We start from the raw sequence: 14,510 nt of genomic DNA on the forward strand, positions 1-14,510 counted from the left end.
TCAGTGCGCGGCCCGGAAGACCGCGACGGTGCGCGCCGGGACCGTGAAGGTGCCCGACGCCGGGTCGTACGCGGCCGTCCTCACGACCGGGTCGGAGCCGCCGGCCTGGACCGGGTGGAGGCGGTAGTCCGCCCCTGCGAGGCCGGTCACCTTCTGCGCGGTGCTTCCGGGGGTCGCGTTGAGGACGACCACCAGGTCGCCGAGGCGCATGGTGATCACTCCCGGGGTCTCGTCGGGGCCGGAGAGCGGGAAGGACAGGGCGTCCTGGACCCGTTCCGTAGTGGCCAGGGAGAAGACCGGCTCGGTGGTGCGGATCTTCTGGAGGTCCCGGTAGGCGGCGGAGGCGCCGTCGATCTGCGCGCAGCCGACGGTCAGGGCCGGGTTCGTGAGCAGCGGCCTGCCGTAGGACCACTTGGCCTTGTTGTCGGCGGCCGGCGGCAGGCCGCGGCCGAAGCCGTTGCCGTCGCGGCAGTCCCAGTGGATCGCGTTGAACCAGTCGCCGCTGTCGAAGGAGTTGCGGTCCAGGGACTTGGAGCGCAGCAGGTCCGAGCCGGCCTGGGAGAGCGCCGGGCCCTGCGAGAGGGTGGCGGTCGCCAGGGCGAGGACCTGCATGCGGGCCCGGTCGGCCGGGGACGTGTCCGCCGGGAGCTTGAAGGCGAGCGCGTCGTACAGGGACTCGTTGTCGTGGGCGTCGGCGTAGGCGAGGGCGTCGCCGGGGGCGGCGGCGTACCCGGCGGGGGCGCCGTTGTAGTCGACCTCGGAGCCCTTGACCGTGCGCCCGGAGGTGTCGGTGAAGGAGTACGCGGCGAGGTTGCCGGTGAGGCCGACCTTGATGAGGTCCTGGTCGTGCAGGAGGCGGGCCTTCTGCTGCTCGGGGGTGCCGTTGGCGGCCGACGTGTTGGGGTCGGTGTAGAGGCCGGAGGCGAAGCCCTGGACGCCGGGGTCCTCGTCGAAGGGGCCGCCGCCGCGGACGGCGTCGCGGGCGCGGTCGGAGAAGGTCGCGATGCCGGTGCCGGCCATGTTCTTCTGGGTGGCCTGGACGAAGCGGGCGTCGTCGGCGACCTCGCCGAAGTTCCAGCCCTCGCCGTAGAGGACGATCGCCTTGCCGTCGACGCCGTCCTTCGCGACGGTCAGCGCGTCGAGGGCCTTGCGGACGGCGAGGATGTTGGCCTTGGGGTGGTGGCCCATGAGGTCGAAGCGGAAGCCGTCGACCTTGTACTCCTTGGCCCAGGTGACGACCGAGTCGACGACGAGCCTGCCCATCATGGCGTTCTCGGGCGCGGTGTTGGCGCAGCAGGTGGAGGTGGCGACGGCGCCGTCCGCCTGGAGGCGCTGGTAGTAGCCGGGCACGATCCTGTCGAGGACGGACTTGTCGGACTGTCCGGCGGCGACGGTGTGGTTGTAGACGACGTCCATGACGGTGCGCAGTCCGTCGCCGTTGAGGGCCTGGACCATCTGCCGGAACTCGACCGTGCGGCGGGTCCCTTCGGGGTCGGTGGCGTAGGAGCCCTCGGGGACGGTGTAGTGCAGGGGGTCGTAGCCCCAGTTGTAGGCGTCCTTCGCCGCGGCGGCGGTGACGCAGGCCTGCTGCTCCTCGGAGTCGGGGGCGTAGACCTTGAGGTCGCAGGCGGGGGTGGTCTGCGCGGACTTCTTCTCGGGGACGGTGCCGAGGTCGAAGGCGGGGAGCAGGTGGACGTAGGACGTGCCGGAGGCGGCGAGCGCCTTGAGGTGCCGTGAGCCCTTGCTGTCCCGGTCGGTGAAGGCGAGGTAGGTGCCGCGGTGGGCGGCCTTCGCGGTGGGGTCGGCGACGGAGAAGTCGCGGATGTGGAGTTCCTGGATCTGGGCGTCGCGCAGCGGTACGGCGGCGGGCTTGCGCAGGTTCATCCAGCCGGTGGGGGCGAGCTTCGGGTCGGTGAGGTCGACGGCGAGGCTGCGGGCGGAGTCGGTGGTGAGGGCGGTGGAGTAGGGGTCCGTGACCCGGTTCCGGACGGTCTTCTGGACGGTGGGGGCCCAGACGTCGACGACGTACCGGTAGGGCTTGCCGGTCCAGGTGCGGGGGCCGGTGACGGACCAGACGCCGGAGGCGTCGTCGCGCCGCATGGGGACGGTCCTGCCGTCGAGTTCGAGGGCGACGGTCCGGGCGGTGGGGGCCCAGAGGGACAGGGTGGTGCCGCCCTTGCGGAAGGTCGGCCCGAGGTCCGCCTTCGTGGCCTTCGCCGCGTAGAGGTCGTCGAGGACGCCGGCGGTCTGGACGCCGGTGGCGGCGAGCAGGGCGCCGTTGGCGGCGCGCTGGGTGGCGATGAGCTGACCGCGCAGGGAGTCCCGTGCCCGGTCGGTGTCGCGCGGGTCGACGGTGAAGGCCGGGTAGTCCTTGAGGTGGGGGTGCTTCGCCTTCTGGGCGTCGGTGAGCGTGGCGGGGGTGAGGCGGAGCCACTGGCCCTCGGTGTTCAGGGCGCCGTCGGTGACGGTGATCCCGCCGTCCTTCGCGTACACCAGCTGCTGGCTGGTGGCGTCGGTGGCCTTCACCTTCCAGACGACGGTGTTCCGGTCGATCCACTGGGCCTCGGCCTTGCCGAGGTCGAGGTTCGGGGAGCCGCCGACGGTGGGCAGGAGGTAGGCGGGCTGTCCGGAGAGCGCCCAGACCTCGTGGCCGTAGGTGGCGAGGTCGAGGGACTGGTCGGTGGGCAGGTCCTTCTCGTCGCCCTTGTGGAGGATGTACGAGAGGGAGCTCGCGCCCTCGGTGAGCGGGACCTCGTAGACGGCGCCGTACGCGTCGAAGCGCGCGGGCATGAGGGGCTTGGACCAGTCGGTGGGCTGGGCGGCGCCGGTCCAGGTGTGCAGGCCCCAGCCGTCGTACTTCCCGTCGGCCCGCTGGTAGTGGAGGACGGCCTTGGTCCTGTCGGGGGTCGTCGGGGCCGGGTTGGTGTCGGACTGGCCCTCGGAGCCCTGCGTGATCCAGACCTCGCCGGTCCGGCCGAGGCCGATGGTGCGCTGCGGGCCGTCGGCGGTGCCGTCCTTCTCGACGGTGTACGGGAGGGTGGCGGCGCCCTCGGGGACCTTGACCCAGGCGAAGGCGCCGTGGGCGTCGCGTCCGGTGAAGGCGGCCTCCTGGCCGGCGGACTTCAGCTTCCAGCCGTCGTAGTCCCCGTCCTCGCGCCGGTAGTGGACGACGGCGTGGGTCCGCTCGACGGCGACGGGCTTCTCGGGTGCCGGGGGTGCGCCCGCCGTGGTGGCGGCGAGGGCGCTCGCGGTGCGGCCGGCGGTGTCGACGGCGACGGCCTTGTAGCGCAGGGCGGTGCCGCCGGGGGCGGTGACGTGCTGGGTGACCTTGTACGGGGCGTGGTCGGCGGTGCCGAGGGTCTGCCAGGGGCCGTTGCCGACCTGGGCGGCGAAGACGACCCGGTTGAGGCCGCCGCCGTCGACGTCGGCGGAGAGCTCGACGGTGCCGGTGGAGCCGGCGGCCGGGGCCCGGAGCGTCACGGTGGGCTTCGCCGTCGGGGCGGGCAGCGGCGCGTCGGCCTCGAGGACCAGGGTGGAGAGGGCCGGGACGGTGACGGTGACCTCGCCCTTCGCCGCCGCGACGGCGCCCTGGCCCCCGTACAGGGTGCGGAAGGCCGCGGAGTCGACCGGGACGGTGACGGTCCTCGGCGTGGTGGCGCCGTTGGTGGCGACGAGGTATTCGGTGCGCTGCTTCGGGTCGGTGCGGGTGAAGGCGTAGACGGAGCCCTCGGCGTACCGCTCGCGCTGGACGCCGTCGCGGAGGGCCGGGTTCTCGCGGGTGAGCTTCGACAGGGCGGCGATCGACCGGTAGAGCGGGTGGGTGGGGTCGTACGCGTCGGAGGCGTGGGTGCGGTCGGTGCCGAGCTGGTCGTCGTCGAGGTAGTCGGCGGTCCTGGAGGCGAAGAGCGTCTGGCGGGCGTCCTTGTCGCCGCCGGGGCCGGTGAAGCCCTGCTCGTCGCCGTAGTAGATCACCGGGTTGCCCCGGGAGAGGAACATCAGCTCGTTGGCGAGCCGGTCGCGGCGGACGAGTTCGTCGTCGGAGGCGTTCGGGTTGTCCTGCTTCAGGAAGGTGCCGATGCGGCCCATGTCGTGGTTGCCGAGGAAGGTCACCTGCTCGTAGGCGTTGGCCTTGTCGGTGGTGTACCGGTAGTCCTCGGCGAAGACCTTGGCGAGGCGGTCGGCTCCGGCGCCCTGGGAGGCGAAGGCGCGGGCGGCGTCCTGGAAGGGGAAGTCGAGGGTGGCGTCGAGCCGGCCCCGGGTGACGTACGGGGAGGTGACGGCGGGGTCGGCGGAGTAGACCTCGCCGAACATGAAGAAGTCCTCGCGGCCCCGCTGCGCGGCGTAGGCGTCGAGGGCGGTGGCCCACTGGGTCCAGAAGTCCAGGTCGACGTGTTTGACGGTGTCGATGCGGAAGCCGTCGATCCGGAAGTCGCGGACCCACTTCTCGTAGATCCTCTTCATGCCCTCGACGACCTCGGGGCGCTCGGTCCACAGGTCGTCGAGGCCGACGAAGTCGCCGTACTCGGCGGACTCCCCGACCCAGGTGGAGTCGCCCCGGTTGTGGTACATCGTGGGGTCGTTCAGCCAGGCGGGGACCTTGCCGCCGGTCGTCGTCGGCGTGTACGGGAAGGAGTCCGCGTCGACCGTGCCGATCGCGGTCCGGTCGTCGAAGGGGCGGCCGGAGGCGTCGAGGTACGGGTAGGCGCCCTTGGGGCGGTAGCCGTACTTCTTCTCCGCGTAGTCGACGGTGTCGGCGGTGTGGTTGGTGATGACGTCGAAGAAGACCTTCATGCCCTTGGCGTGGGCGGCGGCGATCAGCTGCCTCAGGTCCTCGTTGGTCCCGAAGTGCGGGTCGACCTGGGTGAAGTCGGTGATCCAGTAGCCGTGGTAGCCGGCGGAGGCGTCCTTGCCGGTGCCCTGCACGGGCCGGTTCTTGAAGATCGGCGCCATCCAGATGGCGGTGGTGCCGAGGCCCTTGATGTAGTCGAGCCGCCGGCTGAGGCCCTTGAGGTCGCCGCCCTGGTAGAAGCCCTTGTCGGCCGGGTCGAAGCCGGTCCGGGTGCGGCTGCCGGTGAGTCCGCCGCGGTCGTTGGAGGGGTCGCCGTTGGCGAAGCGGTCGGGCAGGACGAAGTAGAACTGCTCGCGGGTGAGGTCCTGGCGGGCGGGCTGCGCGGCGAGGGTTCGGTCGGAGGGCGGGGCGGGCGGCCGGGGTGCGGCCGTCGCGGGGACGGCGGGCACGAGGGCGGCGCACAGGGCGGCGGCCAGCGCGACCGCCGTTCTCTTGCGTATCACGGGGGTGCTCCCTGGAGGTACGGGAAGAGAGGGCCGCCCCGGCGGGGCGGCCCTGGGGGTGGCGGAGGCTCAGCTGCGGAAGGTGTCGTTCAGGACGGTCCGGCCCGTCGACGGGACCGTCGCGGTGCGGTTGGCGCCGGACTCCCAGGTCACGTTCCCGGCGGCGTCCTTGCGGAGGTACTTGTACTCGAAGGCCGTTCCGGCGGGCAGGTTCACCGTCAGCTTCCAGACGGGGTACGCGGCCGGGTCGAGCTTGACGGCGGAGGCGGGGGCCCAGTTGCCGAGCTCGGGGCGGTTGCCGGTGACGTAGATGTTCTGGCCGGTGACCGTGGTGGCGTTCACGTTGAAGGAGGCCCCGGCGGAGGCCTGCTGGGTGCCGCAGCTCATGGCCCCGGTGTGCAGGGCGACGGCGGTGTTCGCGGCGAGGGTGGCCGTGAACTGGCCGGCGGAGTTCACCGTGACGGCGGTGTTCGACTGCACGTCGCAGTAGGTGCCGGCGGCGAGGGAGGTCTGGAAGGTGCGGGTGAGGGCCGAGGACTCGTGGTTGATCGCCACGTACGCCTTGGAGCCCCGGCCGAACGCGATCGCGTTGCCGCCGTTGTCCCACCAGTTCGTGACGGCCTGTCCGCGGGAGGTGTTGCGGAAGGCGACCATGGAGGAGATCTCGCGCCAGGCGTGCTGGCACTTCCAGCCGTCGCTGTAGCAGGCGTCGACCCGGCCGTTGTTCGGCGGGCCCGCGTCCTTGTCGGTCCACTCGTAGCCGGAGTGCACGTCCGGGGAGCCGTAGGGCCAGGCCAGCATGAAGACGGAGGCGAGGGTGTAGTTCGCGCCGTCCTTGTAGCTGAGGGTGTCGCCGCCGCGCTCGGTGTCGTGGTTGTCGACGAAGACCCCGGCCTGGCCGGAGGGCATGTAGCCCCAGGCCTCGCCGAAGTTCTTGAGGAAGGCGAGCTTCTCGCTCTGCACGACCCGCTTGAGGTCGCGGGCGTAGCGGAACTCCTGGACGTCGCCGTTGCCGAGGTACTCGCTCGGGGAGACGGCCTCGCCGGCGCCGTAGATGGCCTCCTGCTTCCAGAAGACGCCCGGGTTCGTGAGCCGCGACTTGATGTTCGCGAGGTCGGCGGCCGGCATGTGCTTGGCGGCGTCGATCCGGAAGCCGTCGACGCCCAGCGACAGCAGGTCGTTGAGGTACCCGGCTATCTTGCCCCGGACGTAGTCCTCGCCGGTGTCGAGGTCGGGGAGCTGGACCAGTTCGCAGTTCTGGACGTTGGCCCGGTCCTGGTAGTTGGAGATGGAGGACCGGCAGTCGTCCATGTCGGCGCCCGAATAGAGGCCGGGGTAGTCGTACTTGGAGAACGGGGTCCCGCCCGTTCCCGTGCCCGACCCGTTCGCCATGTGGTTGACGACGGAGTCGGCGACGACCTTGACGCCCGCCGCGTGGCAGGTGTCGATCATGTTCTTGAAGGCGGCGCGGTCGCCGAGGCGTCCGGCGATCTTGTAGCTGACCGGCTGGTACGAGGTCCACCACTGGCCGCCCCGGAGGTGCTCCTGGGGCGGCGAGACCTGGACGTATCCGTATCCGGCGGGGCCGAGGCGGTCGGTGCACTCCCGGGCGATCGAGGCGAAGTTCCATTCGAACATCACCGCGGTGACGTCCTTCTCGCCGGGCGGGGCGGCCTGCGCCGGGGCGTTGCCCGTGACGGCCACAGCGGCTCCCGCCACGAGGGCGAGTGCAGCGGCCACGGTCTTCCTGGCCATGTCTCCTCCTGCTGACTTCACTGTCGCAAGAAGTTGCCGAAAGGTTCAGCAACTGTTTTCAGCCGTGACCGTACGAGTGCCCCGGCGCCCGGTCAACCCTCCGGACACCCCGACGCGACTTGTTACGAAAGGAGTTGGGGATGCCGGCCCGGCGGCTGCGCCGTGGAACCGCGCACCACCAGCTCGGGCTGGAAGACGAACTCCGTGCGCTGCACCGGGTTCCCCTCGATCTCCTCCAGGAGCGCGCCGACGGCCGCCGTCGCCATGGCCTGGACGGGCTGGCGCACGGTGGAGAGCGGCGGGCTGGTGAAGGCGATGAGGGGCGAGTCGTCGAAGCCGACGACGGAGACGTCGCCGGGCACGTCCAGGCCGCGGGCGCGGACCGCGCGGATGACGCCGAGGGCCATCAGGTCGGAGCCGCAGACGATGCCGGTGCAGCCCTCGCGGAGCAGGATCTCGGCCGCCGCGTGTCCGCCCTCGACGCCGAAGAGGGTGGGCCGGATGAACCGTTCGGCGTCGGCCCGTTCGACGCCGAGGAGCTCGTACAGCTCGGCGGTGAAGCCCTCGGCCTTGCGGCGCGAGGGGACGTAGCGGGTGGGGCCGATGGCCAGGCCGATCCGCTCGTGGCCCAGTTCGACCAGGTGGCGGACGGCCATGCGGGCCGCCGCCCGGTCGTCCGGGGAGACGAAGTTGGCGTCGATGTGCTCGTTGTAGCCGTTGATGAGGACGTACGGGACGCCCCGGGCCGACAGCCGGGCGTAGCGCGCGGGGTCGGCGGAGGCGTCCGCGTGCAGCCCGGAGAGGAAGACGATGCCGGCCACCCCGCGCTCCACGAGCTGCTCGACGAGTTCGTCCTCGGTGGCGCCGCCGGGCATCTGGGTGCAGAGCACCGGGGTGTAGCCGTGCCCCGCGAGGACCTGTTCGACGACCTGCGCGAAGGCGGGGAAGATCGGGTTGGTCAGCTCGGGCACGACGAGCCCGACGAGGCCCGCGCTGCGGCGTCTGAGCCGTACGGGACGCTCGTAGCCGAGCACGTCGAGCGCCGCGAGCACCTTGTGCCGGGTCGCTCCGGCCACCCCCGCCTTGCCGTTGAGGACCCGGCTGACGGTGGCCTCGCTGACCCCGGACTGGGCGGCGATGTCCGCGAGCCGCGGGGCGCCGTTCCCGGCGCCCCGCGGCAGGGGGATCGTCACACCGCCCACCAGACGGTGGTGTCGGCGGGCAGTTCCGCCTGACCGGCGGTGAGGGTGACCTCCTCGTTGGACAGGAGATACCGGCCGGGCAGCGGGACGGTGAGGGCCCGGCCGGTGGTGTTGGCGGTGCAGACGAAGCCGTCGCGGCGGAAGGAGAGCACGCCCTCGGGCGCCTCCAGCCACTCGACGGCCTCGCCCGCACCGAGTCCGGGCTGCGCCCGCCGGACGGCGAGGGCGCTGCGGTACAGCTCCAGGGTGGAGCCGGGGTCGCCGGTCTGCGCCTCGACGCTCAGGGCGCCCCAGGCCGCGGGCTGCGGCAGCCAGGAGCCGCCGTCGCCGAAGCCGTACGAGGAGCCCTCGACGGTCCACGGGATCGGCACGCGGCAGCCGTCGCGGAAGCCGTCCTGGCCGCTGGCCCGCCAGAAGGACGGGTCCTGGCGGACCTCGTCGGGCAGGTCGGTGACGTCCGGCAGGCCGAGCTCCTCGCCCTGGTAGACGTACGCGGAGCCGGGCAGGGCCAGCATGAGGAGGGTGGCGGCGCGGGCGCGGCGCAGGCCGAGCGCGCGGTCGCCGGCCTCGCGGAGCTGGGTGCCGAGGCCCGCCGGGTTGGCGAAGCGGGTGGCGTGCCGGGTGACGTCGTGGTTGGAGAGCACCCAGGTGGTGGGCGCGCCGACCGGGCGCATCGCGTCGAGGGAGGCGTCGATCACGGTGCGGAGCTCGGCGGCGTCCCAGTGGGTGCCCAGGTACTGGAAGTTGAAGGCCTGGTGCATCTCGTCCGGACGCACGTAGTGCGCGGTGCGGTCGACGGTGGGCGTCCAGGCCTCGGCGACGAGGACGCGCTCGCCGTCGTACTCGGCGAGGACCTGGCGCCAGGAGCGGTAGATCTCGTGGACGCCGTCCTGGTCGAAGAAGGGCATGACGTCGTTGCCGAGCAGCTTCAGCTGGTCGTGGGCGCCGATGTCGGGCAGGCCGGCGGCCTTGACCAGGCCGTGGGCGACGTCGACGCGGAAGCCGTCGACGCCCATGTCGAGCCAGAAGCGCAGGATGGAGCGGAACTCGTCGCGGACGGCGGGGTGCTCCCAGTTGAAGTCGGGCTGCTCCGGCGCGAAGAGGTGCAGGTACCAGTCGCCCAGGGTGCCGTCCGGGTTCTCCGTCCGGGTCCAGGCGGGGCCGCCGAAGATGGACTCCCAGTCGTTGGGCGGGAGTTCGCCGGTCTCGCCCTTGCCGGGGCGGAAGTGGTAGCGCTCGCGGAGCACCGAGCCGGGACCCTCGCGCAGGGCGCGCTGGAACCACTCGTGCTGGTCGGAGGAGTGGTTGGGGACGAGGTCGACGATGACGCGCAGGCCGAGGCCGTGGGCCTCGCGGATCACCGCGTCGGCGTCGTGGAGCGAGCCGAACATGGGGTCGATGGCCCGGTAGTCGGCGACGTCGTAGCCCGCGTCGGCCTGCGGCGAGGCGTAGAACGGGGAGAGCCAGACGGCGTCGACGCCGAGCTCCTTCAGGTACGGCAGCCGGCTGCGGACGCCTTCCAGGTCACCCATGCCGTCGCCGTTGCCGTCGGCGAAGGAGCGCGGGTAGACCTGGTAGATCACCGCGTCTCTCCACCAGCCCGTGTGCGTGCCGGTGGTCGGGGCGGCGGCGGGGGTGGCGAGGTGCTGGGTCATGTCTTCCTCGGTTCGTAAGGACATGGGGAGGGGTGCGCTTCAGCCCTTGACGGCACCGGCGGACATGCCGGTGACCAGGTGCCGCTGGGCGAAGAGGAACACCAGGGCGGCGGGGACGGCGATGAGCACGGAGGCCGCGGCCATCGGACCCCACTGGGCGCCGTACTGGTTGACGAACTTCTGTAGTCCGCCGGCGAGCGTGAGGTTCTCGTCGCCGACCATGAAGGCGGAGGCGTAGGCGACCTCGCCCCAGGCGGTGATGAAGGAGTAGAAGGCGGTGACGGCGATGCCCGGCTTCGCGAGCGGCAGGATGAGCCGCCAGAAGGTGCCGAAGGGGGTGAGGCCGTCGACGTAGCCGGACTCGTCGATCTCGCGCGGGATGGTGTCGAAGAAGCCCTTCATCATCCAGGCGCAGAAGGGGACGGCGATGGTCAGGTACGTGATGACCAGGCCGGCCGGCTGGTTGAGCAGGCCCATCGACGCCATGATGTTGTAGATCGGCACGATCAGGACGGCGACCGGGAACATCTGGGTGATGAGCAGCGTCCACATCAGGCCGCGCTTGCCGGGGAACCGGAAGCGGCTGACGGCGTAGCCCGTGGTGGCGGAGATGAAGACGCCGACGACGGTGGTGAGGCCCGCGACGAGCAGCGAGTTCCCGAACCAGGTGAGGAACGGGGTGTCGTTCAGCAGGTTCGTGTAGTTCTCGAACGTCGTCTCTTTGAAGAAGTCCGTGGTGGTCGCGAACTTCGCCGGCTTCAGCGAGGTCAGCAGCACCCACAGCACCGGGAAGACGGCGATCACGGACGCCGTGATCAGCGTGAGGTGCAGGGCGACCGAGGCGAGCGGCGAACGGCGGCCGCGGACCGGGGTGTTCACGGTCGGGGGGGTGGGCGTCGTGGTGGTCACCAGACTTCTCCCTGCTTGCGGAGGACGCGCTGGTAGAACGCGGCGAAGACCATCAGGAGGACCAGGATGAGCACGCCCCACGTCGAGGACTGGGCGAAGTCGCGCGGGCTGACCTCGAAGGAGAACTTGTAGGCCTGCGTGACGAGGATCTGGGTGGCCTCGCCGGGCCCGCCCCGGGTGAGCAGGAAGATCACCGGGAACATGTTGAAGGTCCAGATGGTGGAGAGCAGGACGACCGTCGTGGACACCGAGCGCAGTCCGGGCAGGGTGATGTGCCGGAAGCGCTGCCAGGCGCCCGCGCCGTCCATCTCGGCGGCCTCGTACAGCTCGCCGGGGATGGACTGGAGTCCGCCCAGGAGGGCGACCATCATGAAGGGGACGCCGAGCCAGACGTTGGTCGCGATGACCGAGATCTTGGCCCAGGTCGGGTCGTTGAGCCACGGGACGGCGTCGATGCCGCCGCCCGCGAGGATCTTGTTGAGCAGGCCGTTGTCCTGGTTGTAGAGGAAGCGCCAGGCGAAGACGGAGACGAAGCCGGGCACGGCCCAGGGCAGGATCAGCAGGAGCCGGTAGAAGGAGCGGCCGGCGATCCTCCGGTTCAGGATGTTGGCAAGGCCGAGGCCGAGGGCGAAGGTCAGCGCCACGCAGGAGACGGTCCAGACGATCGTCCAGCCGAGCGTCCCGAGGAACTGGCTGCCGGTGAGCGCGTCGGTGTAGTTGTCCAGACCGACGAACTCGTAGGTGGCCGGGATCTGGTTGACACCGATCGACCGCGCGACGTTCCGCTCGTTGGCGTCGGTCAGCGACAGGTAGATGCCGCGGACCAGCGGGTAGCCGATGATCACGGCGATCACCACGGTCACCGGGGCGACCATCGCCCAGGCGTACCAGTGGGTTGCGAGGGAGCGCTTCGCGGCGCCCCGGGGCTTGCCAGTTCCGCGGCTCCGGCCGCGGGCGACGTCGTCGCCCGCGGCCTTCGCCACCGACTGGCTGGGGGTGTCCACAGCCATCAGCCGGCCTGCCTTCCTGTTACTTCCAGTCCTTCAGGAGCTTGCGGTAGCCGTCGCCCACCGTCTTGGCTCCCGTCTCCGGGGTGGTCTGGCCGGTCAGGACCTTGGTGTACTCGGTGACGAGCGGCGCGAAGAGGCTGCCGGTCTCCGGGATCCAGGGGCGCTCGACGGCCTTGTCGACGACCGGCTTGAAGAAGGTGATCATCTCGTTGGTCGCGACGTCCGGCTTGATGTAGACGGACTGGCGGGTCGGGAGGAGGCTGAGCTCCTTCGAGATCTTCGCCTGGGTCTCGGCCGAGGTCATGTACTCGGCGAAGGCGTAGGAGGCGTCGAGGTTCTTGGAGCCCGCGTAGACGGCGAGGTTGTGGCCGCCCTGCGGGGCGCCCTGGCCGCCCGAGCCGGCCGGGACCGGGGCGATGCCCAGGTTGGCCTTGTCGGCGAACTCCTTGCCCGCGAAGGTGTCGGCGACGGCCCACGGGCCGTTGATCATCATGGCGACCTTGCCTTCCTTGAAGGCGGTCTGCATGTTGTTCCAGCCGTCGGTGGCGTCGGTCTTGGCCGCGCCGGAGTCCACCAGGTCCTTGACGACCTTGAAGGCCTTCACGCCGGCCGGGTTGTCGACGGTGATCTTCTTGTTCTCGGCGTCGACGAGGTCGCCGCCCTCGCCGTACAGGAAGGAGAGGAACCAGTAGGCGTCGTCGCCGCGCAGGTACAGGCCGGTCTTGCCGGTCTTCTGCTTGATCTTGGCGGAGACGGACTTCAGCTCGTCGACGGTCTTGGGGACCTCGACGCCGGCCTCCTTGAAGATCTTCTTGTTGTAGAAGATGCCCATGGAGTCGATGACCTGCGGCACGGCGTAGGTCTTGCCGTTGTACTTCGTGGAGGCTGCGGCCTGCTCCAGGAAGTCGCCCTGGTCCTTGAGGGCGGGGGTGCCGTCCAGCGGGGCGAGGTAGCCGAGGTCGGCGAACTCGGGGGTCCAGGCGACCTCGGAGCGGATGACGTCGGGCGCGCCGGAGCCGGACTGCGCGGCGTTCTTGAACTTGTTCTGCGCCTCACCGAACGGCACGTTCACGTACTTGACGGTGACCTTCGGGTGCTGCTTCTTGAAGTCCTCGGCGACCTGCTTGAAGACCTTGTCCTCGGAGCCGACCGTGGAGGTGTCCCACCACGTCACGGTGCCGGAGAGCTCGCCCGAGCCCTTCGAGCCGCCGTTGGAACCACTGTCGCTTCCGCCGCACGCCGCCAGGGTCACGCCGAGGGCCGCGACCAGCGCGGTGGCCGCTATGCCACGCCGCATGTGAACTCCTTCGATGATCCCGGGGAAACGAGGGTCTGGAACCTTCCTCATGCGACCGCTCCCTCGCGGCGCTCCGGGTTGCCAGGAACGTAACAGGGATGAAAACGCGCCGAAAGACCTTGCGAGAACTTTCTGCAAGACCCGGCGATCGTTACACCCACGTGTCCCGAAGGTTGCCGAAGGATCGCTTGACAGGGGCGATCGACCGGCCTTTACGGCCCGAATCCCCCCACCGGGCGCCCGCAAGGTCTGCAAGAGCTTGCGGAAGCGTCTTGCCGTGACGGTCTGTGCGGGACCGGTGGGCAATACGCCCCGTGACCGGTACAGTCCACCTTCATGACCGCGCGGCTCTCAGACATCGCAGCCCAGGCGGGGGTCAGTGAGGCCACAGTCAGCCGCGTGCTCAACGGCAAGCCGGGCGTGGCAGCCGCCACCCGCGAGTCCGTCCTTGCCGCGCTCGACGTGCTCGGCTACGAGCGGCCCGTCCGTCTGCGGCAGCGCAGCGCGGGGCTCGTCGGCCTCATCACCCCCGAGCTGGACAATCCGATCTTCCCCGCCCTCGCCCAGGTGATCGGGCAGGCCCTGACCCGGCAGGGATACACGCCGGTCCTGGCCACCCAGACGCCCGGCGGGTCCACCGAGGACGAGCTCACCGACATGCTGGTGGAGCGCGGTGTCGCCGGCATCATCTTCGTCTCCGGTCTGCACGCCGACACCACCGCCGACATGACGCGCTACGACCAGCTGCGCGGCAAGGGCGTCCCGTACGTCCTCCTCAACGGCTTCTCCCCCAAGGTCCAGGCGCCCTTCGTGTCGCCCGACGACCGGGCGGCGATGCTGCTGGCCGTGACGCACCTGGCCGCGCTCGGGCACACCCGCATCGGGCTCGCCGTGGGGCCGAAGCGCTTCGTACCGGTGCTGCGCAAGATAGAGGGCTTCCAGCAGGGCATGCGGGAGCGGCTCGGGCTCGGCCCCGAGGAGTCCGAGGCGCTGATCCAGCACTCGCTCTACACGCTGGAGGGCGGTCAGGCGGCGGCGGGGGCGCTGATCTCCCGGGGCTGCACGGCGGTCGTCTGCGCGAGCGACATGATGGCGCTCGGCGCGATCCGGGCGGCCCGGCAGCAGGGGCTCGACGTGCCCAGGGACGTCTCGGTCGTCGGTTTCGACGACTCTCCGCTCATAGCCTTCACCGATCCGCCGCTGACCACCATCCGGCAGCCGGTGCAGGCGATGGGGCAGGCCGCGGTCCGCGCCCTCCTGGAGGAGGTGGGGGGCACCCCGGCCCCGCACTCCGAGTTCGTCTTCATGCCTGAGCTGGTGGTTCGCGGCTCCACCGCATCCGCCCCGACGCCCGCGCGGACTCCTTCCTGAGGTGGACCGCGTGCACCCG

Annotated in this window: 8 protein-coding genes; 1 reads left to right on the forward strand and 7 read right to left on the reverse strand. The window is 70.9% G+C overall.

The window, feature by feature from the left end:
- From pulA to ACFYXU_RS08980, 7 genes are all read right to left on the reverse strand, one after another.
- Entirely contained in the window at nt 1–5,292 is a 5,292-nt protein-coding gene (gene pulA, locus ACFYXU_RS08950) for a pullulanase-type alpha-1,6-glucosidase (RefSeq protein ID WP_389457030.1), read from the reverse strand.
- A gap of 69 nt (nt 5,293–5,361) precedes the next feature.
- Nucleotides 5,362–7,047: a carbohydrate-binding module family 20 domain-containing protein gene (locus tag ACFYXU_RS08955; RefSeq protein WP_389457032.1), complete on the reverse strand. Its 1,686-nt coding sequence runs from the start codon at nt 7,045–7,047 to the stop codon at nt 5,362–5,364.
- Nucleotides 7,048–7,169: 122 nt separating this feature from the next.
- Nucleotides 7,170–8,249: a LacI family DNA-binding transcriptional regulator gene (locus ACFYXU_RS08960; RefSeq protein WP_329855597.1), complete on the reverse strand. Its 1,080-nt coding sequence runs from the start codon at nt 8,247–8,249 to the stop codon at nt 7,170–7,172.
- On the reverse strand, nt 8,237–9,904 hold the full coding sequence (locus ACFYXU_RS08965; protein WP_376513775.1) for a glycoside hydrolase family 13 protein: 1,668 nt from the start codon (nt 9,902–9,904) through the stop codon (nt 8,237–8,239). The genes ACFYXU_RS08960 and ACFYXU_RS08965 overlap by 13 nt, the downstream gene beginning before the upstream one ends.
- A gap of 39 nt (nt 9,905–9,943) precedes the next feature.
- The gene (locus ACFYXU_RS08970; RefSeq protein WP_376513781.1) at nt 9,944–10,816 is read right to left on the reverse strand and encodes a sugar ABC transporter permease; all 873 of its coding nucleotides are present in this window, start codon (nt 10,814–10,816) and stop codon (nt 9,944–9,946) included.
- On the reverse strand, nt 10,810–11,823 hold the full coding sequence (locus ACFYXU_RS08975) for a sugar ABC transporter permease (RefSeq protein WP_329855594.1): 1,014 nt from the start codon (nt 11,821–11,823) through the stop codon (nt 10,810–10,812). The genes ACFYXU_RS08970 and ACFYXU_RS08975 overlap by 7 nt, the downstream gene beginning before the upstream one ends.
- A 19-nt stretch (nt 11,824–11,842) precedes the next feature.
- Entirely contained in the window at nt 11,843–13,120 is a 1,278-nt protein-coding gene (locus tag ACFYXU_RS08980; RefSeq protein ID WP_376514859.1) for an extracellular solute-binding protein, read from the reverse strand.
- A 336-nt stretch (nt 13,121–13,456) separates the two neighbouring features.
- On the opposite strand from ACFYXU_RS08980, the gene ACFYXU_RS08985 reads away from it, so the two are divergent.
- Nucleotides 13,457–14,491, forward strand: a complete 1,035-nt coding sequence (locus tag ACFYXU_RS08985) for a LacI family DNA-binding transcriptional regulator (RefSeq protein WP_389408204.1) — start codon at nt 13,457–13,459, stop codon at nt 14,489–14,491.
- Nucleotides 14,492–14,510: the final 19 nt, after the last annotated feature.

Origin of the sequence: Streptomyces sp. NPDC002232 (assembly GCF_042890295.1) — a bacterium.
Lineage (GTDB): Bacteria > Actinomycetota > Actinomycetes > Streptomycetales > Streptomycetaceae > Streptomyces.